The sequence below is a fragment of the Modestobacter sp. SYSU DS0904 genome (genome assembly GCF_054051115.1).
Map to the genome: position 1 here is coordinate 1 of NZ_JBJHAQ010000029.1, position 21,555 is coordinate 21,555.

Genomic DNA, 21,555 nt, shown 5'->3' on the forward strand with positions numbered 1-21,555 from the left:
GAGGGGGCGGGGGGAGGTGCTGACCACCCCCCGCGGGCCCCGCGACCCTGGGCGGGGGGTGGGGGGGGGCGCGCCCCCCCCCCCCCCCCCCCCCCCCCCCCCCCCCCCCGGCGCCCTCCTTGGACAACACCAGAAAGTGCAGTAACTAGCCCCTGAAAGGGGTCACTCAGTGCTCGACGTCAACTTCTTCGACGAACTGCGCATCGGCCTGGCCAGTGGCGACGACATCCGTCAGTGGTCGCACGGCGAGGTGAAGAAGCCCGAGACCATCAACTACCGCACCCTCCGCCCGGAGAAGGACGGTCTCTTCTGCGAGAAGATCTTCGGTCCCACCCGGGACTGGGAGTGCTACTGCGGGAAGTACAAGCGCGTCCGCTTCAAGGGCATCATCTGCGAGCGCTGCGGCGTCGAGGTCACTCGCGCCAAGGTGCGTCGTGAGCGGATGGGCCACATCGAGCTGGCCGCGCCGGTCACCCACATCTGGTTCTTCAAGGGCGTCCCCTCGCGCCTGGGCTACCTGCTCGACCTGGCGCCCAAGGACCTCGAGAAGATCATCTACTTCGCCGCCTACATGATCACCTCGGTCGATGACGAGGCGCGGCACCGCGACCTCCCGACCATCGAGGCCGAGATCAGCGCGGAGAAGCACAACCTGGAGACCCGGCGCGACGCCGACGTGGAGGCCCGCCAGCAGAAGCTGGAGGCCGACCTCGCCGAGCTCGAGGCCGAGGGCGCCAAGTCCGACGTGCGCCGCAAGGTCCGTGAGGGTGGCGAGCGCGAGATGCGCCAGCTGCGCGACCGGTCGCAGCGGGAGATCGACCGCCTCGACGAGGTGATGGACACCTTCCGCAAGCTCGAGGTCAAGCAGCTCATCGCCGACGAGGGCCTCTACCGCGAGCTGCGCGACCGCTTCGGTGAGTACTTCGAGGGCGGCATGGGCGCCGCGGCGCTGCAGAAGCTCCTCGCGAGCTTCGACCTCGACGCGGAGTCCATCTCGCTGCGCGAGACCATCCGCAGCGGCAAGGGTCAGCGCAAGCTGCGCGCGCTCAAGCGGCTGAAGGTCGTCGCCGCGTTCCAGCAGACCCAGAACTCGCCGCTGGGCATGGTGCTGGACTGCGTCCCGGTCATCCCGCCGGACCTGCGCCCGATGGTGCAGCTCGACGGTGGTCGCTTCGCCACCAGCGACATGAACGACCTGTACCGCCGGGTGATCAACCGGAACAACCGGCTCAAGCGACTGCTCGACCTGGGCGCGCCGGAGATCATCGTCAACAACGAGAAGCGGATGCTCCAGGAGTCCGTGGACGCGCTGTTCGACAACGGCCGTCGCGGCCGGCCGGTCACCGGTCCGGGCAACCGCCCGCTGAAGTCCCTGAGCGACCTGCTCAAGGGCAAGCAGGGCCGGTTCCGGCAGAACCTGCTGGGCAAGCGCGTCGACTACTCCGGCCGGTCGGTCATCGTCGTCGGCCCGCAGCTGAAGCTGCACCAGTGCGGCCTGCCCAAGCAGATGGCGCTGGAGCTGTTCAAGCCGTTCGTGATGAAGCGGCTGGTCGACCTCAACCACGCGCAGAACATCAAGTCCGCCAAGCGGATGGTGGAGCGCGCGCGGCCGGTCGTGTGGGACGTGCTCGAGGAGGTCATCACCGAGCACCCGGTGCTGCTCAACCGTGCGCCGACCCTGCACCGTCTGGGCATCCAGGCCTTCGAGCCCCAGCTGGTCGAGGGCAAGGCCATCCAGATCCACCCGCTGGTCTGCACCGCGTTCAACGCGGACTTCGACGGTGACCAGATGGCGGTGCACCTGCCGCTGTCGGCCGAGGCCCAGGCCGAGGCCCGCATCCTGATGCTGTCCAGCAACAACATCCTGAGCCCGGCCGACGGTCGTCCGATCACCGCGCCGACCCAGGACATGGTGCTGGGCCTCTACCACCTGACCTCGCTCGGCGGGTCGGTCGAGGTGCCCGAGGGCGAGCGGCCCAAGTCGTACTCGACCACGTCCGAGGCCGTCATGGCCTTCGACATGGGTGCGCTGGGGCTGCAGGAGCGGGTGCTCATCCGGCTCGACGAGGTGTTCGGCGTCGACAACGGCCCGAACGAGCCGTGGGAGGCCCCGGAGGGCTGGGAGCCCGGCCAGCCGGCCGTCGTCTCCACCAGCCTGGGTCGCGTGCTGTTCAACGAGGCACTGCCCGAGGACTACCGCTTCGTCAACTACCAGGTGCCGAAGAAGGCGCTGGGCGCGATCGTCAACGACCTCGCCGAGCGCTACCCGAAGGTGCAGGTGGCGGCGACGCTGGACGCCCTCAAGGCGGCCGGCTTCCGCTGGGCGACCCGCTCGGGCGTGACCATCGCGATCGACGACGTCGTCACCCCGCCGGTCAAGCAGGCGATCCTGGACCGGCACGAGGACGAGGCCCGCAAGATCGAGCGCCAGTACGAGCGCGGCGTCATCACCGACGGCGAGCGGCGTTCGGAGCTGATCGAGATCTGGACCCGCGCGCGGGCCGAGGTCAGCCAGGCGATGGTGGACAACTTCCCCACCACCAACCCGGTCTGGGTCATGGTCAACTCGGGCGCCCGAGGCAACATGATGCAGATCAGCCAGATCGCCGGCATGCGTGGTCTGGTGGCCAACCCGAAGGGCGAGATCATCCCGCGGCCGATCAAGGCCAACTTCCGGGAGGGTCTGTCCGTGCTGGAGTACTTCATCTCCACGCACGGTGCCCGCAAGGGCCTGGCGGACACCGCGCTGCGGACCGCCGACTCCGGGTACCTCACCCGCCGGCTGGTCGACGTCTCGCAGGACGTCATCATCCGCGAGGAGGACTGCGGCACCGAGCGCGGCGTCATCATGCCGATCGGCACCGTGCTCGACGGGGTCGTCACCCGTGACCCGCACGTGGAGACCAGCGTCTACGCCCGTGCCCTGGCCGCCGACGTGGTGGCCCCGGACGGCACGGTCATCGCGCAGGCGAACTCCGACCTGGGTGACGTGCTCATCCAGGCGGTGGTCGACGCCGGTGTCGCGGAGGTCAAGGTCCGCTGCGTCCTGACCTGCGAGTCGCTGCTGGGCACCTGCGCCACCTGCTACGGGCGGTCGCTGGCCTCCGGCAAGCTGGTGGACGTCGGCGAGGCGGTCGGCATCATCGCCGCCCAGTCGATCGGTGAGCCCGGCACCCAGCTGACGATGCGCACCTTCCACACCGGTGGTGTGGCCGGTGCCGACATCACCCACGGTCTGCCGCGTGTGGTGGAGCTCTTCGAGGCCCGCGTCCCCAAGGGCAAGGCCCCGATCGCCGAGCTCGCGGGCACCGTCCGGATCGAGGACGGCGACCAGTTCCGGAAGCTGACCATCACCCCGGACGACGGTTCCGACGAGGTCGTCTACGACAAGCTGTCGCGCCGGTCGCGGCTCCGGGTCGAGGACGGCGGCCACGTCGAGGTCGGCGAGCAGCTGACCGAGGGTGCGGTCGACCCGCACGAGGTGCTGCGGATCATGGGCCCGCGCGAGGTGCAGCTGCACCTGGTCCGCGAGGTCCAGGAGGTCTACCGCAGCCAGGGCGTGTCGATCCACGACAAGCACATCGAGGTGATCATCCGGCAGATGCTGAAGCGGGTGACCATCATCGACTCGGGCGCGACGGAGTTCCTGCCCGGTGCCCTGGTCGAGCGGACGCTGTTCGAGACGGAGAACCGTCGGGTGGTCGCCGAGGGTGGCGAGCCGGCCTCGGCCCGTCCGGTGCTGATGGGGATCACCAAGGCGTCGCTGGCGACGGAGTCGTGGCTGTCCGCGGCCTCGTTCCAGGAGACGACCAAGGTGCTCACCGACGCCGCGATCCAGGGCAAGAGCGACAGCCTGCTCGGGCTCAAGGAGAACGTGATCATCGGGAAGCTGATCCCGGCCGGTACCGGCATCAGCCGCTACCGGAACATCACGGTCGAGCCCACCGAGGAGGCCCGCGCCGCGGTCTACACGATGGCCGGCTACGACGACGGGCAGTACTACAGCCCCGAGGTCTTCGGCTCGGGCACCGGCGAGGCGGTCCGCCTCGAGGAGTACGACTGGCGCTGACGCGCTGAATGACCTGGCGCTGACGCGCTGAATGACGGAGAGGCCCCGCACACCACTGGTGTGCGGGGCCTCTCTGCGTCCGCCGTCATGTGACGTAAGTGGGGCGGGGTCGGGCACGGATGGCACCGGACCGCGGTGCGATCCGGAGGATCGCGATCAGCACAGCCGGCGCATGGTCTCCACGGTGCGCAGCCGGCCCTCGCGGCTGTCGTCGAGCGGCTGCAGGTTCAGCGTGGTGACGCCGGCCTCGGCGAAGGCGGCGATCCGCTCGGCGACGTAGGACTCCGGGCCGATCAGCGAGGTGGCGCGGACCAGGTCCTCGGGGACGGCGGCCGCGGCCTCGTCCTTGCGGCCGGCGAGGTAGAGGTCCTGGATGGTCTCCGCCTCGGCCTCGTAGCCGTAGCGCCGGGCCAGGTCGTTGTAGAAGTTCTTGCCCTTGGCGCCCATGCCCCCGACGTAGAGGGCGATCCCCGGGCGGACGGCGTCCAGCAGGTGCTCGACGTCCTCCCCGATGGCCACCGGGACGCCGACGACGACGTCGAGGTCGCCCAGCGAGGGATCACGCTCGGACCGGCCGGCGGCGAGCGAGGCTCCCCAGACATCGGCGGCGCGCTCCGGGTGGAAGAAGATCGGCTCCCACTTCTCGGCGATCTCCGCGGCCAGCTGCACGTTCTTGGGACCCAGGGCGGCCAGGAGCACCGGCACCCGGTCGCGCACCGGCGTGTTGATCAGCTTCAGCGGCTTGCCGAGACCGGTGCCCTGTTCCGCGGGCAGCGGGACGGTGTACTTCGGTCCCCGGTGCTCCAGCCGTTCGCGTCGCCACACCTGGCGGCAGATCTCGATGATCTCCCGGGTGCGCTGGAGCGGGGCGTCGTAGGGCACGCCGTGCCACCCCTCGACCACCTGCGGACCCGAGGCGCCCAACCCGAGCGTGAAGCGGCCGCCGGAGACGAAGTCCAGCCCGGCGGCGGTCATCGCGATGAGCGCCGGAGTCCGGCTGTAGATGGGCAGGATGCCGCTCATCAGCTCCACACGCTCGGTCACCGCCGCCAGGTAGCCCAGCTGGCTGACCGCGTCGAAGGTGTAGACCTCCGCGACCATGGCCACGTCCAGGCCGGCCGACTCGAGGTCGCGCACCTCCGCGGCCGTCTGCCTGAAGTCCCCGGCGTAGCTCGCCTGGATCCCGATGCGCATGCGCCCTCCTCGGCGTCCGCGGCGCCCTGCTCTCCGTGGCCGGACGCCGCGCCCCGGTCCGCGCTCGCGCGTGGTGCGCCGCGAACCTCCCGGGGCGGTCGTCAGGCAGACGGCGCCGCTGCCCGGACGCTATCGGCCCGTCGGCCCGTCACCGGTGGCGCAGGGCCTCAGAGCGGGCGGACGGCGCCGATCACCTGCGTGACGACCCGGACGCCGTCGACGTCGTGCGGCACCCGCGCCCCGGCTCCGGCGTCGGTGAGGTCGACTCGGACCACGTAGCCGGCGTCCTGGCGGGCCAGCCCGACGGCGGCGATCCCGGGGTCGGCAGCGAGTCGGGACGCCAGCGCCTGCTTGGCGGCCCTGGCGGCGGCACGGTCGGACATGGACCCATCGTGCCCCGCCCAGGCGCCCGAGGACAGCTGTGCGGCCGCCTCACCCCTCCGGGGTCACCCCGACACCCACTCGACGCCGAGCCGGCTCAGCACCGTGGCCAGCGGGTTGGCGAAGGTCACCCCGCCACCGGCGCTGCCGCCGAACTCCGAGCCGGCGAAGAGCAGGCCGAGCGGGGCGCGGTCCGCACTCCGCCAGATCACCGAGCCGCTGTCCCCGCCGGCGCTGAACGCGCCGGTGAGGCCCTCGATCTCCACCTGGTCGTCGAAGGTGATGACGCGGTCGTCGTACTGCACGCCGACCCCGTCGACCTCGACGGCGGTGATCCGGCCGTGGGTGTGCCCGGTGGTGCGGCCGACCTTCTCCACCAGCTCGTCGGGGTCGACGGCGTCCGGCGCGCAGACGACCGCCAGGAGCGGGCCGCCCGGGTAGCCCGTGGGGTCGGCCGCCATCCCGGGGTCCAGCTCGGCCACCGCGGCATCGACCAGGTTGCCCGGACGGGCCTCGAACCGCACCGACCCACCGAGCCGGCCGACCCGGTCGGTGGTCGCACCGCCGTCGGCGGTGCCCGGCTGCAGGACCGGGTCTCCGATCGAGCCGGCGTCGCTCGCGGCGAGCACGTGGTTGTTGGAGAGCATGAGCAGGCCATCGGCGCCGGGGCGTCGGACGAACCCGCCCAGCGTCCCGGCGGTCACCCGCTCGTGCGCGACGGACAACCCGGGGCGCAGCGGGCGGACCCGCAGCCGCAGCTCGTCCGGGGTGGGGGAGCGGAACGCCCGGACCGTCCCGATCGCCCGGACGTCGACCTCGGCGAGGGCCGCCTCGCCCAGGCCGGCCAGGACCACGGCGGCGTCGGCCCGGCCGATGACGCGGACCGCCAGGTGCACCTGGTCCGGACCCACCGGGGCCAGCCCCAGGGCGACGCCGCTCCAGGCTGCGCCGGCCCCACTGGTCCGGGCGACGACGCCGGGCGGCCCCTCGGCGAGGCGTCGGGACAGCCGGTGCTTCAGTTCGCGGGCGGAGTCGGGCAGCACGGGCACCTCGCAGGAGCAGGACGGCAGGAGCAGGACGGCAGGAGCAGGACGTCACCGGGACGAGACCGAACGTAGTTGTGGGGTCCGACGGAAACGCGCCGGGCGCCCGCCCGTGGGTGTCGTCGACGACACGTGCGCTCGGCAGGGACACCGCGCCGGGGCCGGGGCTACAGTGGCCGCAGGTACGGTCCCGGCCGGTCGCCGCCGGACCCCGGGTGCGTGTTCTCCAGCGCTCCCGTGGTGTCGCGGTGACCGGGCACCCGGAGCCCGCCGTCCGTCCGGGAGTGGCCCGGGTGGCAGTCGGTCAGGAATGTCCGACACGCCCCCGGAGCTCTCCGGACGACCGGCTGGTCCGGTGCCCGCACAGGCAGAGGGACCCGGCTTTGACCGGGTCCACATGCCCGGGTATCGTGGTCAGCCGTGCCCAGGTTCATCTGGGCCTGCTCCCGTTCGCGGTGCACTCGAGCGCCTGCCGGCCACGCCGGCGGGGTGCCGGGGTCCGGTCCACCACCAGGTGGGCGGGCGTGCCGAGTCGCGGGGGGCGACGAGTCCGGTCCGAACAGCTGGCCGGTTCTCGCGAAGGGCGACACGCCCGAACGCGGGGGCCGGACGGTGTGGCGCGACCGGCCTCGGGTCGGGGAACCGGGCACACATGATCACCGCACCACCGTCAGCAGAACTCTCGAAGCACCATCCAGCGCAGGCAGGAGATCCAGGCCACCCATGCCCACGATCCAGCAGCTGGTCCGCAAGGGCCGCGAGGACAAGGTCGAGAAGACCAAGACCCCGGCGTTGAAGGGCTCCCCTCAGCGCCGCGGCGTGTGCACGCGCGTCTACACGACGACGCCGAAGAAGCCGAACTCGGCGCTGCGCAAGGTCGCTCGCGTCCGCCTCACCAGTGGCATCGAGGTCACCGCCTACATCCCGGGCGTCGGCCACAACCTGCAGGAGCACTCGATGGTGCTCGTGCGCGGCGGTCGCGTGAAGGACCTGCCCGGCGTTCGGTACAAGATCATCCGCGGTTCGCTGGACACCCAGGGTGTCCGGGGTCGCAAGCAGGCTCGCAGCCGCTACGGCGCGAAGAAGGAGAAGAGCTAATGCCGCGCAAGGGCCCCGCGCCGAAGCGTCCGCTCGTCGCCGACCCGGTGTACCAGTCCCAGCTGGTCACCCAGCTGGTGAACAAGGTGCTCGTCGACGGCAAGCGCTCCATCGCCGAGGCGATCGTCTACGGCGCGCTCGAGGGCGCCCGCGCCAAGAACGACACCGACCCGGTGGTCACGCTCAAGCGCGCGCTGGACAACGTCAAGCCGGCCCTCGAGGTCCGCAGCCGCCGCGTCGGTGGTGCGACCTACCAGGTGCCGATCGAGGTCCGCCCCTCTCGCAGCACCACCCTGGGCCTGCGCTGGCTGATCCAGTACAGCCGGGCCCGTCGGGAGAAGACCATGACCGAGCGCCTGATGAACGAGCTGCTGGACGCCAGCAACGGTCTCGGTGCCGCGGTCAAGCGCCGCGAGGACACCCACAAGATGGCCGAGTCGAACAAGGCCTTCGCGCACTACCGCTGGTGACGTCGATCCACCAGCAGCCGCTGCCCGCGGTGAACCCGGGCGACCCCCGGACCCCGCGCACGGACGAGAAGGAAGAGGAGTAAGGGAATGGCCCAGAACGAGGCCCAACTCGCCAAGACCCGCAACATCGGGATCATGGCGCACATCGACGCCGGCAAGACGACGACGACCGAGCGGATCCTCTTCTACACCGGTATCAACTACAAGATCGGTGAAGTCCACGACGGCGCGGCCACGATGGACTGGATGGAGCAGGAGCAGGAGCGCGGCATCACCATCACGTCCGCCGCGACGAAGTGCTCCTGGGCCGATCACGACATCAACATCATCGACACCCCCGGGCACGTCGACTTCACCGTCGAGGTGGAGCGCTCCCTGCGCGTGCTCGACGGTGCGGTCGCGGTCTACGACGGGGTCGCCGGCGTCGAGCCGCAGACCGAGCAGGTGTGGCGGCAGGCGGAGAAGTACAGCGTCCCGCGCATGTGCTTCGTCAACAAGCTCGACCGCACGGGCGCCGACTTCTTCCGTTGCGTCGACATGATGGTCGAGCGCCTCGGCGCCAACCCGCTGGTGCTGCAGCTGCCCATCGGGGCCGAGGCCGACTTCATCGGCGTCGTCGACCTGGTCTTCATGCGTGCGCTCACCTGGCGCGGTGAGACCAAGATGGGTGAGGACTACTCCATCGAGGAGATCCCCGCCGAGCTGGCCGACCAGGCAGCGGAGTACCGCGAGAAGCTCCTCGAGAACATCGCGGACTTCGACGACGCGCTCATGGAGGACTACCTCGCCGGCGAGGAGATCGCGCCCGAGCGTCTGAAGGCCGCGATCCGCAAGGCCACCATCGCCGGCCAGGTCAACCCGGTGATCACCGGCACCGCCTTCAAGAACAAGGGCGTGCAGCCCCTGCTCGACGCGGTCGTCGACTACCTGCCGAGCCCGCTGGACGTCGAGTCCATCGTCGGTACCGCGCTCGACGGCGAGACCGAGGTCCTGCGGCACGCCGACGAGAACGAGCCGTTCGCGGCGCTGGCGTTCAAGATCCAGACCGACCAGCACCTCGGCAAGCTCACCTACATCCGGGTCTACTCCGGCAAGCTCGATGCGGGCTCCCCGGTGCTGAACAGCACCAAGGACCGCAAGGAGCGCGTCGGCAAGATCTACCAGATGCACGCCAACAAGCGTGAAGAGCGCCAGGGCGTGGGCGCCGGCGAGATCGTGGCCGTCAACGGCATGAAGCAGACGACGACGGGTGACACCCTCTGCGACCCGCAGAGCCCGGTGATCCTCGAGTCGATGACCTTCCCCGCGCCGGTCATCTCGGTGGCCATCGAGCCCAAGACCAAGGGCGACCAGGAGAAGCTGGGCACCGCGATCCAGAAGCTCGCCGAGGAGGACCCGACCTTCCAGGTGAAGCTGGACGAGGAGACCGGTCAGACGGTCATCTCCGGCATGGGCGAGCTCCACCTGGAGATCCTGGTCGACCGCATGCGGCGCGAGTTCCGCGTCGAGGCCAACGTCGGCAAGCCGCAGGTGGCCTACCGCGAGACCATCCGCAAGAAGGTCGAGAAGGTCGACTACACCCACAAGAAGCAGACCGGTGGGTCCGGCCAGTTCGCCAAGGTGCAGGTCACGGTCGAGCCCCTCGAGGTCGCGGCCGACGGCCCGACCTACGAGTTCGTGAACGCGGTCACCGGTGGGCGCATCCCGCGGGAGTACATCCCCTCGGTCGACGCCGGTATGCAGGACGCCATGCAGTACGGCATCCTGGCCGGGTACCCGATGGTCGGCGTGAAGGCGACGCTGATCGACGGGCAGTACCACGAGGTCGACTCCTCGGAGATGGCGTTCAAGATCGCCGGCTCGATGGTCTTCAAGGAGGCCGCACGCAAGGCCAGCCCGGCCCTGCTCGAGCCGATGATGGCCGTCGAGGTCGTCACCCCCGAGGACTACATGGGTGACGTCATCGGCGACCTGAACTCCCGCCGCGGCACCATCCAGGCGATGGAGGAGCGCTCCGGCGCCCGCGTCGTCCGGGCCCTGGTCCCGCTGTCGGAGATGTTCGGCTACGTGGGCGACCTGCGCAGCCGCACCCAGGGACGGGCGAGTTACACCATGGTGTTCGACTCGTACGCCGAGGTCCCGGCCAACGTCGCCAAGGAGATCATCGCCAAGGCGACCGGCGAGTAACCGGCCGGTGGGCAGGGGCTCCCCGCCCCTGCTCCGCCGGCCCCGAGCACTGCCCACCCCCACGCACGCGCACGACTGCGAAGACACGGAGAGAGGAACCCAGTGGCCAAGGCCAAGTTCGAGCGGAACAAGCCGCACGTCAACATCGGCACCATCGGGCACATCGACCACGGCAAGACGACGCTGACCGCGGCGATCACCAAGGTGCTGCACGACAAGTACCCGGACCTCAACGAGGCGTCCGCCTTCGACCAGATCGACAAGGCGCCCGAGGAGAAGGCCCGCGGGATCACGATCTCGATCGCGCACGTCGAGTACCAGACCGAGAACCGGCACTACGCGCACGTCGACTGCCCCGGGCACGCCGACTACATCAAGAACATGATCACCGGTGCGGCGCAGATGGACGGCGCCATCCTGGTGGTCGCGGCGACCGACGGTCCGATGCCGCAGACCAAGGAGCACGTCCTCCTGGCCCGCCAGGTCGGCGTCCCCTACATCGTCGTGGCGCTCAACAAGGCCGACATGGTCGACGACGAGGAGATCCTCGAGCTCGTCGAGCTGGAGGTCCGTGAGCTCCTCAGCGAGTACGAGTTCCCGGGCGACGACGTCCCCGTGGTCCGCGTCTCGGCGCTGAAGGCCCTCGAGGGCGACGCCGAGTGGGGCGACAAGCTCATGGAGCTGATGAACGCCGTCGACACCGCGATCCCGGAGCCGGAGCGCGACATCGACAAGCCGTTCCTCATGCCCGTCGAGGACGTCTTCACCATCACCGGCCGCGGCACCGTCGTGACCGGTCGCGTGGAGCGCGGCATCGTCAAGGTCTCCGAGGAGATCGAGGTCGTGGGCATCCGCCCCGGTTCGACCAAGACCACGGTCACCGGCGTCGAGATGTTCCGCAAGCTGCTCGACCAGGGCCAGGCCGGTGACAACGTCGGTCTGCTGCTGCGCGGCATCAAGCGCGAGGACGTCGAGCGCGGGCAGGTCATCTGCAAGCCGGGTTCCATCACCCCGCACACGAACTTCGAGGGCTCGGTCTACATCCTCTCGAAGGACGAGGGTGGCCGGCACACGCCGTTCTTCAACAACTACCGCCCGCAGTTCTACTTCCGGACCACGGACGTGACCGGCGTCGTCACGCTGCCGTCGGGCACCGAGATGGTCATGCCCGGTGACAACACCGAGATGACCGTCGAGCTGATCCAGCCCATCGCCATGGAGGAGGGCCTTCGGTTCGCCATCCGTGAGGGTGGCCGCACCGTGGGTGCCGGCCGGGTCACGAAGATCATCAAGTAACACCCAGACGGGCGGCGGCCGGTCCTCGGCCGCCGCCCGTTGCTCGGGGTCAGCGGACCCACTTGCGGGTCAGTAGACCCTCTTGAACTTTCACAACCGATCGGCAGGAGCGAGAACAGGCGATGGCGGGACAGAAGATCCGCATCCGGCTGAAGGCCTACGACCACGAGGCCATCGATGCGTCGGCGCGGCGCATCGTGGACACGGTGACGAAGACCGGAGCGCGCGTCGTCGGCCCGGTGCCGCTGCCGACGGAGAAGAACGTGTACTGCGTCATCCGCTCGCCGCACAAGTACAAGGACTCGCGCGAGCACTTCGAGATGCGTACGCACAAGCGGCTCATCGACATCCTCGACCCGACGCCGAAGACGGTCGACGCGCTCATGCGCATCGACCTGCCGGCCTCGGTCGACGTCAACATCCAGTAAGGGCTGTTTCCAGACATGGCGAGCACATTTCGTGGTCTCCTCGGCGAGAAGCTGGGGATGACCCAGGTCTTCGACGAGAACAACCGCATCGTGCCGGTGACCGTCGTCAAGGCGGGCCCGTGCGTGGTCACCCAGGTCCGCACCCCGGAGAAGGACGGCTACTCCGCCGTCCAGCTCGGGTTTGGCGCGATCGACCCCCGCAAGGTGAACAGGCCCGAGGGTGGGCACTTCGCCAAGGCGGGCGTCACGCCCCGGCGGCACGTGGTGGAACTGCGCACCGAGGACGCCGGCGACTACACCGTGGGCCAGGAGCTGACCGCTGAGGTCCTCTCGGGCGTCGCCAAGGTCGACGTCATCGGCACCAGCAAGGGCAAGGGCACGGCGGGTGTCATGAAGCGCCACGGGTTCAAGGGCCTCGGCGCCGGTCACGGCACCCACCGCAAGCACCGCGCCCCCGGCTCGATCGGTGGGGCTTCCACCCCCGGCCGGGTCTTCAAGGGACTGAAGATGGCCGGGCGCATGGGCGCGGTCACGACCACCACCCTCTCGCTGAAGGTCCACGCCGTGGACACCGAGAAGGGCTTGGTGCTGATCAAGGGTGCCGTTCCCGGCCCGCGCGGTGGGCTGCTGCTGGTCCGCTCCGCGGTCAAGGGCGGCCCCGTGGGGAGTGACGCGAAGTGACCTCATCCACCAGTGAGCGCGCCGACCGCCAGGTCGACGTCCGGACCCCCGCCGGGGACACCGCCGGCAGCGTGACGCTGCCGGGCGAGCTGTTCGACGCGCCGGCGAACGTGTCGCTGCTGCACCAGGTCGTCGTGGCCCAGCTGGCCGCGGCCCGCCAGGGCACGCACTCCACCAAGACGCGTGCGCAGGTCAGCGGTACCGGTGCCAAGCCGTACCGCCAGAAGGGCACCGGCCGGGCCCGCCAGGGTTCGCTGCGCTCGCCGCAGTTCGCCGGCGGTGGCATCGCCCACGGCCCGCAGCCGCGCAACTACGAGCAGAAGACGCCCAAGAAGATGAAGGCCGCCGCCCTGCGCGGTGCCCTCTCCGACCGGGCCCGTGAGGACCGCGTGCACGTGGTGTCGGCGTTCGTCGAGGGCGACGCCCCGTCGACGAAGAGCGCCGTGAAGGTCCTCGACGCGCTCACCGCCGCCAAGCGGGTGCTCGTCGTGCTCGACCGCGACGACGTCCTGAACTGGATCAGCCTGCGCAACGTGCCGCGGGTGCACCTGATCGAGGCCGGCCAGCTGAACACCTACGACGTGCTCGTCGCCGACGAGATCGTCTTCACCGAGACCGCGCTGGCCGAGTACGTCGCCGGCCCGGCCAAGGGTGCGACCGGTCGCGCCAGCTCCGTCGAGCTGCCCGACCTGACCACGCCGGACGTCCCGGGTGCCATCCCCTCGATCGAGGGGACCGGTACGACCGACCTCGACCTGGGGGAGACCCCGGCCGAGGCGGCCCCGGTGAAGAAGGCGCCCGCCAAGAAGGCGAAGGCGGCCACGGCCGCCGACGCAGCGCCGGCCAGCGCTGCCGAGGCCGCTGCGGCCCCGGCCGAGCAGGCCGCCGCCGCCAACGCCGGTGCCGACGCCACGGCCCCGACCGAGGACGGCACCACCGACGCGAGCACCGAGGAGAAGGCATGAGCGTCCGCGACCCCCGGGACGTCCTGCTGTCCCCGGTCATCTCCGAGAAGAGCTACGGGCTCCTGGACCAGAACAAGTACACGTTCATCGTCCGGCCCGACGCCAACAAGACCCAGATCAAGATCGCTGTGCAGCAGGTCTTCAACGTGAAGGTCCTGTCCGTCAACACGATCAACCGTCAGGGGAAGAGGAAGCGCTCGCGCGGCGCTGTGATGGGGAAGCGCAAGGACACCAAGCGCGCCATCGTCTCCGTGGCCCCCGGCGACCGCATCGAGCTCTTCGGGGGCCCGGGCGCCTGACGGCACCCGGACCCACCGATCGGACCAGAGGACTCTGAGGAACCATGGCCATCCGTAAGTACAAGCCGACGACGCCGGGCCGCCGCGGCTCGTCCGTCGCCGACTTCGCCGAGGTCACCCGCGACCACCCCGAGAAGTCGCTGGTCCGGCCGCTGCACGGTCGCGGCGGGCGCAACGTCCACGGCCGTGTGACGGCTCGTCACCAGGGCGGCGGGCACAAGCGCGCCTACCGGCTGATCGACTTCCGTCGGGCCGACAAGGACGGCGTGCCGGCCAAGGTCGCGCACATCGAGTACGACCCGAACCGCACCTCGCGCATCGCACTGCTGCACTTCGCCGACGGCGAGAAGCGCTACATCATCGCGCCGGCGAAGCTCAAGCAGGGCGACACCGTGGAGTGCGGCCCGGCTGCCGACATCAAGCCGGGCAACAACCTCCCGCTGCGCAACATCCCGGTCGGCACGGTCATCCACGCGATCGAGCTGCGGCCCGGTGGCGGGGCGAAGATCGCCCGCTCGGCCGGCACGAGCGTCCAGCTCGTCGCCCGCGAGGGCCGGTTCGCCCAGCTGCGGATGCCCTCGGGCGAGATTCGCAACGTCGACGTCCGCTGCCGCGCCACGATCGGTGAGGTCGGCAACGCCGAGCAGTCGAACATCAACTGGGGCAAGGCCGGCCGGATGCGGTGGAAGGGCAAGCGCCCGACCGTCCGCGGTGTGGCCATGAACCCGGTGGACCACCCGCACGGTGGTGGTGAGGGCAAGACCTCCGGTGGCCGGCATCCGGTCAACCCGAAGGGCAAGCCGGAGGGCCGGACGCGCAAGCGCAAGGCCAGTGATGCCCTGATCGTGCGCCGCCGGCGCACCAACAAGAAGCGCTGAGCGGGTAGAGGAGTCCGACACACATGCCACGCAGCCTGAAGAAGGGCCCGTTCGTCGACGACCACCTGCTCGCCAAGGTGGACGCACAGAACGACAAGGGCACCAAGAACGTCATCCGCACCTGGTCGCGGCGCTCGACGATCATCCCCGACATGCTCGGGCACACGATCGCCGTCCACGACGGCCGCAAGCACGTCCCGGTGTTCGTCACCGAGGCGATGGTCGGGCACAAGCTCGGCGAGTTCGCGCCCACGCGCACCTTCCGTGGACACGTCAAGGACGACCGCCGGTCGCGGCGCGGCTGACCAGGTAGAGAAGAGAGTCACATGACTTCCCAGTTGGGACAGGAGACGCCGGTCGCCCGGGCCACCGCCCGGTTCGTCCGCGTCACGCCCATGAAGGCCCGCCGAGTGGTGGACCTGATCCGCTACCTGCCGACCGATGAGGCGCTCGCGCTGCTCCGGTTCTCGCCGCAGTCCGCGAGCGAGCCGGTCGGCAAGGTGGTCGCCAGCGCGGTCGCCAACGCCGAGCACAACCTCCGGCTCGACCCGGCCGCCCTCGTGGTGAGCGCCGCGTTCGTCGACGAGGGCCCGACCCTGAAGCGGATCCGTCCGCGCGCCCAGGGCCGTGCCTTCCGGATCAACAAGCGCACCAGCCACATCACCGTCGAGGTGAGTGAGGTGACCAGCAGCGCGGACCTCGCGCAGCGGTCGCGCAAGGCACGTCGGGACACCGGTCAGCCCGGCCCGGCCACCCAGCAGTCGAAGAACAACACGAGGGGAGGGACCCGCTAGTGGGTCAGAAGGTCAACCCGCACGGGTTCCGGCTCGGCATCACCACCGACTACAAGTCCCGGTGGTACGCCGACAAGCTGTACGCCGACTACGTCAAGGAAGACGTCGCCATCCGGAAGCTCATGGGCAAGGGCATGGAGCGCGCCGGGATCTCGAAGGTGGAGATCGAGCGCACCCGTGACCGGGTCCGCGTGGACATCCACACCGCCCGTCCGGGCATCGTCATCGGCCGCCGCGGCGCCGAGGCCGACCGGATCCGTGGCGAGCTGGAGAAGCTCACCGGCAAGCAGGTCCAGCTGAACATCCTCGAGGTCAAGAACCCCGAGTCCGATGCGCAGCTGGTTGCCCAGGGTGTCGCCGAGCAGCTCTCCAGCCGGGTCAGCTTCCGCCGTGCCATGCGCAAGGCGATGCAGTCCGCGCAGCGGAGCCCGCAGGTCAAGGGCATCCGGGTGCAGTGCTCCGGTCGTCTGGGCGGCACCGAGATGAGCCGCTCGGAGTTCTACCGCGAGGGCCGGGTGCCGCTGCACACGCTCCGCGCGAACATCGACTACGGCATCTACGAGGCCCGCACGACCTTCGGCCGCATCGGCGTGAAGGTCTGGATCTACAAGGGTGACGCGAGTGGCTCGCGCGCCGAGCGGGAGGCCCTCGAGGCGCTCGCCCAGCGGCAGGCGCGTCGTGAGCGCCCGCAGCGTCCGCGTCGTTCGGGCTCCAGCGGCACCACCGCCGGTGGCACCGAGGCCGGTCGCGCGGCTGCCGAGGGCACGGGTCCGGTCCAGGACCCCACCGCCGCCAGCTCGGGTGACGCCCCGGCCGAGCAGACCATCGCGCAGGCCGCCGGGGCCGAGGGCACCGCGGCGGCCACCTCCGCCGCGGACACGGCGGCCGGTACCGAGAACAACACGACTCCGGAGCAGGGGGCCTGATCATGCTGATCCCGCGTCGGGTCAAGCACCGCAAGCAGCACCACCCGGATCGTTCCGGGCGGGCCAAGGGCGGCACGGCGATCAACTTCGGTGAGTACGCCATCCAGGCTCTCGAGCCGGCGTACGTCACCAACCGGCAGATCGAGTCCGCTCGTATCGCCATGACCCGCCACATCAAGCGTGGCGGCAAGGTCTGGATCTCCATCTACCCGGACCGCCCCCTCACCAAGAAGCCGGCCGAGACCCGCATGGGTTCCGGTAAGGGTTCGCCGGAGTGGTGGGTGGCCAACGTGAAGCCCGGTCGCATCATGTTCGAGCTCTCGGGTGTCGCCGAGCCCGTGGCCCGCGAGGCCATGCGCCGTGCCATCCACAAGCTCCCCATGAAGTGCCGCTTCATCACCCGTGAAGGAGAGGTGTGATGGCCGCCGGACTGACTGCGCCCGAGCTGCGCGAGCTGTCCGCCGACGAACTGGCCACCCGGCTGCGTGAGTCGCGCGAAGAGCTGTTCAACCTGCGGTTCCAGGTGGCCACCGGCCAGCTGGACAACAACCGGCGACTGCAGACCGTCCGCCGCGACATCGCCCGGATCTACACGATCATGCGCGAGCGCGAGCTCGGTCTCTCGGTCGCCCCGAACGAGGGTGTCGCATGAGCGAGGTCACGAACACCAGCACCGAGACCTCGACCGGGCCCGGCCTGGCCGGGCGTGGCTACCGCAAGGTCCGTGAGGGCCTGGTCGTCAGCGACAAGATGGACAAGACCATCGTCGTCGAGGTCGAGGACCGCGTGAAGCACGGGCTCTACGGCAAGGTCCTGCGCCGCACCAGCAAGCTGAAGGCGCACGACGAGCAGAACACCGCCGGCATCGGCGACCGGGTGCAGATCATGGAGACGCGCCCCACCTCGGCCACCAAGCGCTGGCGCCTGGTGACCGTCGTCGAGAAGGCCAAGTGACGCATCCGGCTGCAACGGCCGGGTGAACAGCAGGTACTCTGGACGACTGGCGCACCTGATGGGTGCGCCGCATCCCGGTACCCCTGTACGGACGGCCGGTGGCACACGCCACCGGCTGTCCGCACGTGGGAACCGGACAGCCGGTTCACCGATCCGGCCCGGCTGTCACCACTAGTTCGAGGAGCAGGAAGTGATCCAGCAGGAGTCGCGGCTGCGAGTCGCCGACAACACCGGTGCCAAGGAGATCTTGTGCATCCGTGTGCTCGGTGGCTCCGGGCGACGCTACGCGGGCATCGGCGACATCATCGTCGCCACCGTGAAGGACGCCCTTCCGGGCGCCGGCGTGAAGAAGGGCGATGTGGTCAAGGCCGTCATCGTCCGGACCGTCAAGGAGCGGCGCCGTCCCGACGGCTCGTACATCCGCTTCGACGAGAACGCCGCCGTCATCATCCGCGACAGCGGCGACCCGCGCGGTACCCGCATCTTCGGCCCCGTCGGCCGCGAGCTGCGCGACAAGCGCTTCATGCGGATCATCTCGCTCGCTCCGGAGGTGTTGTGATCATGGCTCAGCCGTCGAGCGGGAAGACCCCGTCGATGAAGGTCAAGAAGGGCGACCAGGTCGTCGTCCTGTCCGGCAAGGACAGGGGCGCCAAGGGTCGCGTCATCGCCGCCTTCCCCAAGACCCAGAAGGTGCTCGTCGAGGGCATCGGCCGGGTGAAGAAGCACACCCGGATCAGCTCCACCCAGCGTGGTGCGCAGTCGGGCGGGATCGTCACGCAGGAGGCGGCCATCCACGTCAGCAACGTGATGGTCATCGACAGCGAGGACAAGCCGACCCGGGTCGGCTACCGCAAGGACGAGGAAGGCCGCAGCATCCGGGTCTCGCGGCGCACCGGTAAGGACCTCTGATCCCCATGAGCGCACCCACCCGAGAGCTGCCCCGCCTGCTCGCCCGCTACCGTGCGGACATCGCGCCGGCGCTGCAGAGCGAGTTCGGCTACCCCAACGTCATGCAGATCCCCGGTCTGGTGAAGATCGTGGTCAACATGGGCGTCGGCGAGGCCACCCGTGACGCCAAGCTGATGGACGGGGCGGTCCGCGACCTCACCGCCATCACCGGCCAGAAGCCGGCCGTCGTCCGGGCCCGCAAGTCGATCGCGCAGTTCAAGCTCCGCGAAGGCATGCCGATCGGCGCGAAGGTCACCCTCCGCGGCGACCGCATGTGGGAGTTCCTGGACCGGCTGCTGTCGCTGGCACTGCCCCGCATCCGTGACTTCCGCGGGCTCAACCCCAAGCAGTTCGACGGTCACGGCAACTACACGTTCGGCCTGACCGAGCAGTCGATGTTCCGCGAGATCGACGTCGACAAGATCGACCGGCCCCGCGGCATGGACATCACCCTGGTGACCACCGCGACCACCGACGAGGAGGGCCGCGAGCTGCTCACGCTGCTCGGCTTCCCCTTCGCCGGCCAGACCGTCGTGAACGCGACCCGCTGAGCGGGCGAGGAGAAGCGATATGGCCAAGAAGGCTCTGATCAACAAGGCGGCTCGCAAGCCGAAGTTCGCGGTCCGCGGTTACACCCGCTGTCAGCGTTGCGGCCGCCCGCACGCCGTCTTCCGCAAGTTCGGCCTGTGCCGGATCTGCCTGCGGGAGATGGCCCACGCCGGCGAACTGCCGGGCGTGCGCAAGTCCAGCTGGTGAAGGACCCAGGTGCCCCCCGCCGCACGCACGCTCGCGGCGGGGGCCCGCACCTGGGCCGTTCCTCCACCTCACCGAAGCACCACCGATCGCCGAGAGGCCCGGGGCCAAGTCACTGGCACCTAGCCCCAGAGGAACCGCGGCGAGAGAGGCACCACCCGACATGACGATGACCGACCCGATCGCGGACATGCTGACGCGGCTGCGGAACGCCAACCAGGCGTACCACGACACCGCCGCCATGCCGTCGTCGAAGCTCAAGACGCACGTCGCCGACATCCTCCAGAAGGAGGGCTACATCGGTGGCTGGACCGTCAACGACGTCGAGAAGGACGGCCACCTCCGCAAGGAGCTCGTGGTCACCCTGAAGTACGGCCCCAACCGCGAGCGCAGCATCGCCGGCGTCCGCCGGGTGTCGAAGCCGGGCCTGCGGGTCTACGCGAAGTCGACGTCGCTGCCGAAGGTGCTCGGCGGCCTGGGGGTCGCGATCATCTCGACCTCCACCGGGCTGCTCACCGACAAGCAGGCGAACAAGAAGGGCGTGGGTGGGGAAGTCCTCGCCTACGTCTGGTAAGAGGAGCGAGCAGACATGTCACGGATCGGACGACTCCCGGTTCCGGTGCCCAGCGGTGTGGAGGTCGCCCTCGACGGGCAGACCGTCAACGTCTCGGGCCCGAAGGGGAAGCTGAGCCACACGGTCGCAGCTCCCATCACCGTCGAGCGCGGTGAGGACGGCACGCTGCTGGTGCAGCGTCCCAACGACGAGCGCGAGAGCCGGGCCCTGCACGGCCTCTCCCGCACCCTCATCGCCAACATGATCACCGGCGTCACCCAGGGGTACGACAAGACCCTGGAGATCGTCGGCGTGGGTTACCGCGTGCAGGCCCGTGGCTCGGACCTCGAGTTCGCCCTGGGCTTCAGCCACCCGGTCCCGGTGAAGGCGCCCGAGGGCATCACCTTCACCGTCGAGGCCCCCACCCGCATCCGGGTGAGCGGCATCGACAAGCAGCAGGTGGGCCAGGTCGCGGCCAACATCCGGAAGCTCCGCAAGCCCGACCCGTACAAGGGCAAGGGCGTGCGCTACCAGGGTGAGGTCGTCAAGCGCAAGGTCGGGAAGACGGGCAAGTGATGGCACAGGCACAGACCGACAAGGGTGCCCGGGTGCACAAGCCCGTGGGCACCGACATCAGCACCGCCCGCCGCGTCTCGCGGCTGCGTCGCCACAACCGGCTGCGCAAGCGGGTCTCCGGCACGCCGGAGCGGCCCCGCATGGTGGTCAAGCGCAGCAGCCGGCACATGCACGTCCAGGTGGTCGACGACACCGTCGGCCGTACCCTGGTCAGTGCGTCCACGCTGGACGCCAGCCTCAAGGGCGCCGAGGGCGACAAGTCCTCGCTGGCCAAGCAGGTCGGTGCGCTGGTGGCCGACCGGGCGAAGGCGGCCGGGATCACCGCGGTCGTGTTCGACCGCGGTGGCAACCGGTACGCCGGCCGCATCGCGGCGCTGGCGGACGGCGCCCGCGAGGGCGGGCTGGACTTCTGATGAGCACGGCAACTGAGATCGAGAGGGACGTCTGATGCCAGGACCACAGCGACGCGGCGGCGGCGCCGGCGGCGGCAACGACCGCCGCGACCGTCGTGACGGCGGGCGGGGGCCCGGGGGCGCGCCCGCCGAGAAGAGCCAGTTCATCGAGCGCGTGGTCGCGATCAACCGCGTGTCCAAGGTCGTCAAGGGCGGCCGGCGCTTCAGCTTCACCGCGCTGGTGATCGTCGGCGACGGCGACGGCACCGTGGGTGTCGGCTACGGCAAGGCCAAGGAGGTGCCCGCGGCGATCGCCAAGGGCGTCGAGGAGGCCAAGAAGCACTTCTACCGCGTGCCGCGCATCGCCAGCACCATCCCGCACCCGGTGCAGGGTGAGGCGGCGGCCGGTGTCGTGCTGCTCAAGCCGGCCAGCCCGGGTACCGGTGTCATCGCCGGTGGTCCGGTGCGTGCCGTGCTCGAGTGCGCCGGCATCCACGACGTGCTGTCCAAGAGCCTCGGGTCCTCCAACCCGATCAACATCGTCCACGCCACCATGCAGGCGCTGAAGGACCTCGTCCGTCCCGAGGAGATCGCGGCCCGCCGCGGTCTGCCCCTGGAGGACGTCGCCCCGGCCGCCATGCTGCGGGCGCGGGCCGGTCAGGGGGTCTGA

General features: G+C 70.0%; 27 protein-coding genes. 24 read left to right on the plus strand and 3 right to left on the minus strand.

The genetic code is table 11. The features are described from left to right. The first annotated feature begins 169 nt into the window (after positions 1–169). Complete coding sequence (locus ACI79U_RS16290) at positions 170–4,069, plus strand: DNA-directed RNA polymerase subunit beta' (protein ID WP_457063895.1); 3,900 nt, start codon at positions 170–172, stop codon at positions 4,067–4,069. A gap of 156 nt (positions 4,070–4,225) precedes the next feature. Here ACI79U_RS16290 and ACI79U_RS16295 read toward each other — a convergent pair whose 3' ends face one another. The 3 genes from ACI79U_RS16295 to ACI79U_RS16305 form a co-directional block, all read right to left on the minus strand. Beyond that, on the minus strand, positions 4,226–5,263 hold the full coding sequence (locus tag ACI79U_RS16295) for an LLM class F420-dependent oxidoreductase (protein WP_457063893.1): 1,038 nt from the start codon (positions 5,261–5,263) through the stop codon (positions 4,226–4,228). A gap of 167 nt (positions 5,264–5,430) precedes the next feature. Then, positions 5,431–5,646, minus strand: coding sequence for a hypothetical protein (locus ACI79U_RS16300; protein WP_457063891.1), 216 nt, complete (start codon positions 5,644–5,646; stop codon positions 5,431–5,433). 63 nt (positions 5,647–5,709) lie between these two features. After that, entirely contained in the window at positions 5,710–6,687 is a 978-nt protein-coding gene (locus ACI79U_RS16305; protein ID WP_457063889.1) for a hypothetical protein, read from the minus strand. A 723-nt stretch (positions 6,688–7,410) separates the two neighbouring features. On the opposite strand from ACI79U_RS16305, the gene rpsL reads away from it, so the two are divergent. The 23 genes from rpsL to rpsE all read left to right on the plus strand — a co-directional run bounded on the left by rpsL (position 7,411) and on the right by rpsE (position 21,555). Further along, a complete protein-coding gene (rpsL, locus tag ACI79U_RS16310) occupies positions 7,411–7,785 on the plus strand; it encodes a 30S ribosomal protein S12 (RefSeq protein ID WP_299952420.1) in 375 nt (124 codons plus the stop codon). Then, a complete protein-coding gene (rpsG, locus tag ACI79U_RS16315) occupies positions 7,785–8,255 on the plus strand; it encodes a 30S ribosomal protein S7 (RefSeq protein ID WP_457063886.1) in 471 nt (156 codons plus the stop codon). Before rpsL ends, rpsG begins: the two co-directional genes overlap by 1 nt. Positions 8,256–8,342: 87 nt before the next feature. Further along, positions 8,343–10,442, plus strand: a complete 2,100-nt coding sequence (gene fusA, locus ACI79U_RS16320) for an elongation factor G (RefSeq protein ID WP_457063884.1) — start codon at positions 8,343–8,345, stop codon at positions 10,440–10,442. 102 nt (positions 10,443–10,544) lie between these two features. Beyond that, on the plus strand, positions 10,545–11,738 hold the full coding sequence (tuf, locus tag ACI79U_RS16325) for an elongation factor Tu (protein WP_457063882.1): 1,194 nt from the start codon (positions 10,545–10,547) through the stop codon (positions 11,736–11,738). Between the two features lie 122 nt (positions 11,739–11,860). Continuing rightward, positions 11,861–12,166, plus strand: a complete 306-nt coding sequence (gene rpsJ, locus ACI79U_RS16330) for a 30S ribosomal protein S10 (RefSeq protein WP_014742859.1) — start codon at positions 11,861–11,863, stop codon at positions 12,164–12,166. Positions 12,167–12,181: 15 nt separating this feature from the next. Continuing rightward, positions 12,182–12,847 (plus strand): 50S ribosomal protein L3, encoded by a 666-nt coding sequence (gene rplC / locus ACI79U_RS16335; RefSeq protein ID WP_457063880.1) that lies wholly within the window; start codon positions 12,182–12,184, stop codon positions 12,845–12,847. After that, entirely contained in the window at positions 12,844–13,812 is a 969-nt protein-coding gene (rplD, locus tag ACI79U_RS16340) for a 50S ribosomal protein L4 (RefSeq protein WP_457063878.1), read from the plus strand. Before rplC ends, rplD begins: the two co-directional genes overlap by 4 nt. Continuing rightward, complete coding sequence (rplW, locus tag ACI79U_RS16345) at positions 13,809–14,111, plus strand: 50S ribosomal protein L23 (RefSeq protein WP_457063876.1); 303 nt, start codon at positions 13,809–13,811, stop codon at positions 14,109–14,111. Before rplD ends, rplW begins: the two co-directional genes overlap by 4 nt. Positions 14,112–14,155: 44 nt before the next feature. Continuing rightward, entirely contained in the window at positions 14,156–14,989 is an 834-nt protein-coding gene (gene rplB / locus ACI79U_RS16350) for a 50S ribosomal protein L2 (RefSeq protein ID WP_036334274.1), read from the plus strand. 23 nt (positions 14,990–15,012) lie between these two features. After that, on the plus strand, positions 15,013–15,294 hold the full coding sequence (gene rpsS / locus ACI79U_RS16355; RefSeq protein WP_153359827.1) for a 30S ribosomal protein S19: 282 nt from the start codon (positions 15,013–15,015) through the stop codon (positions 15,292–15,294). A 21-nt stretch (positions 15,295–15,315) separates the two neighbouring features. Further along, positions 15,316–15,783: a 50S ribosomal protein L22 gene (gene rplV / locus ACI79U_RS16360; RefSeq protein WP_457063873.1), complete on the plus strand. Its 468-nt coding sequence runs from the start codon at positions 15,316–15,318 to the stop codon at positions 15,781–15,783. Further along, positions 15,783–16,709 carry a 30S ribosomal protein S3 gene (gene rpsC, locus ACI79U_RS16365; RefSeq protein WP_457063871.1) on the plus strand — a complete coding sequence of 309 codons (927 nt, stop codon included), beginning with the start codon at positions 15,783–15,785 and terminating at the stop codon, positions 16,707–16,709. Before rplV ends, rpsC begins: the two co-directional genes overlap by 1 nt. Before the next feature lie 2 nt (positions 16,710–16,711). Next, entirely contained in the window at positions 16,712–17,128 is a 417-nt protein-coding gene (gene rplP, locus ACI79U_RS16370; protein ID WP_222194238.1) for a 50S ribosomal protein L16, read from the plus strand. Continuing rightward, positions 17,128–17,361, plus strand: coding sequence for a 50S ribosomal protein L29 (rpmC, locus tag ACI79U_RS16375; RefSeq protein WP_014742850.1), 234 nt, complete (start codon positions 17,128–17,130; stop codon positions 17,359–17,361). The genes rplP and rpmC overlap by 1 nt, the downstream gene beginning before the upstream one ends. Further along, on the plus strand, positions 17,358–17,663 hold the full coding sequence (gene rpsQ, locus ACI79U_RS16380; RefSeq protein WP_269159161.1) for a 30S ribosomal protein S17: 306 nt from the start codon (positions 17,358–17,360) through the stop codon (positions 17,661–17,663). The genes rpmC and rpsQ overlap by 4 nt, the downstream gene beginning before the upstream one ends. A gap of 190 nt (positions 17,664–17,853) precedes the next feature. Beyond that, the gene (gene rplN / locus ACI79U_RS16385; RefSeq protein ID WP_091770139.1) at positions 17,854–18,222 is read left to right on the plus strand and encodes a 50S ribosomal protein L14; all 369 of its coding nucleotides are present in this window, start codon (positions 17,854–17,856) and stop codon (positions 18,220–18,222) included. A 2-nt stretch (positions 18,223–18,224) separates the two neighbouring features. Then, the gene (gene rplX, locus ACI79U_RS16390) at positions 18,225–18,572 is read left to right on the plus strand and encodes a 50S ribosomal protein L24 (protein ID WP_457063868.1); all 348 of its coding nucleotides are present in this window, start codon (positions 18,225–18,227) and stop codon (positions 18,570–18,572) included. Between the two features lie 5 nt (positions 18,573–18,577). Then, a complete protein-coding gene (gene rplE / locus ACI79U_RS16395) occupies positions 18,578–19,162 on the plus strand; it encodes a 50S ribosomal protein L5 (RefSeq protein ID WP_457063866.1) in 585 nt (194 codons plus the stop codon). 19 nt (positions 19,163–19,181) lie between these two features. Further along, positions 19,182–19,367 (plus strand): type Z 30S ribosomal protein S14, encoded by a 186-nt coding sequence (locus ACI79U_RS16400; RefSeq protein WP_014377980.1) that lies wholly within the window; start codon positions 19,182–19,184, stop codon positions 19,365–19,367. Between the two features lie 160 nt (positions 19,368–19,527). Then, positions 19,528–19,938 carry a 30S ribosomal protein S8 gene (gene rpsH / locus ACI79U_RS16405; protein ID WP_457072812.1) on the plus strand — a complete coding sequence of 137 codons (411 nt, stop codon included), beginning with the start codon at positions 19,528–19,530 and terminating at the stop codon, positions 19,936–19,938. Between the two features lie 15 nt (positions 19,939–19,953). Beyond that, positions 19,954–20,493: a 50S ribosomal protein L6 gene (gene rplF / locus ACI79U_RS16410; protein WP_457063861.1), complete on the plus strand. Its 540-nt coding sequence runs from the start codon at positions 19,954–19,956 to the stop codon at positions 20,491–20,493. After that, complete coding sequence (rplR, locus tag ACI79U_RS16415; protein ID WP_457063859.1) at positions 20,493–20,906, plus strand: 50S ribosomal protein L18; 414 nt, start codon at positions 20,493–20,495, stop codon at positions 20,904–20,906. The genes rplF and rplR overlap by 1 nt, the downstream gene beginning before the upstream one ends. Before the next feature lie 34 nt (positions 20,907–20,940). Then, positions 20,941–21,555 (plus strand): 30S ribosomal protein S5, encoded by a 615-nt coding sequence (gene rpsE, locus ACI79U_RS16420; RefSeq protein ID WP_153359847.1) that lies wholly within the window; start codon positions 20,941–20,943, stop codon positions 21,553–21,555.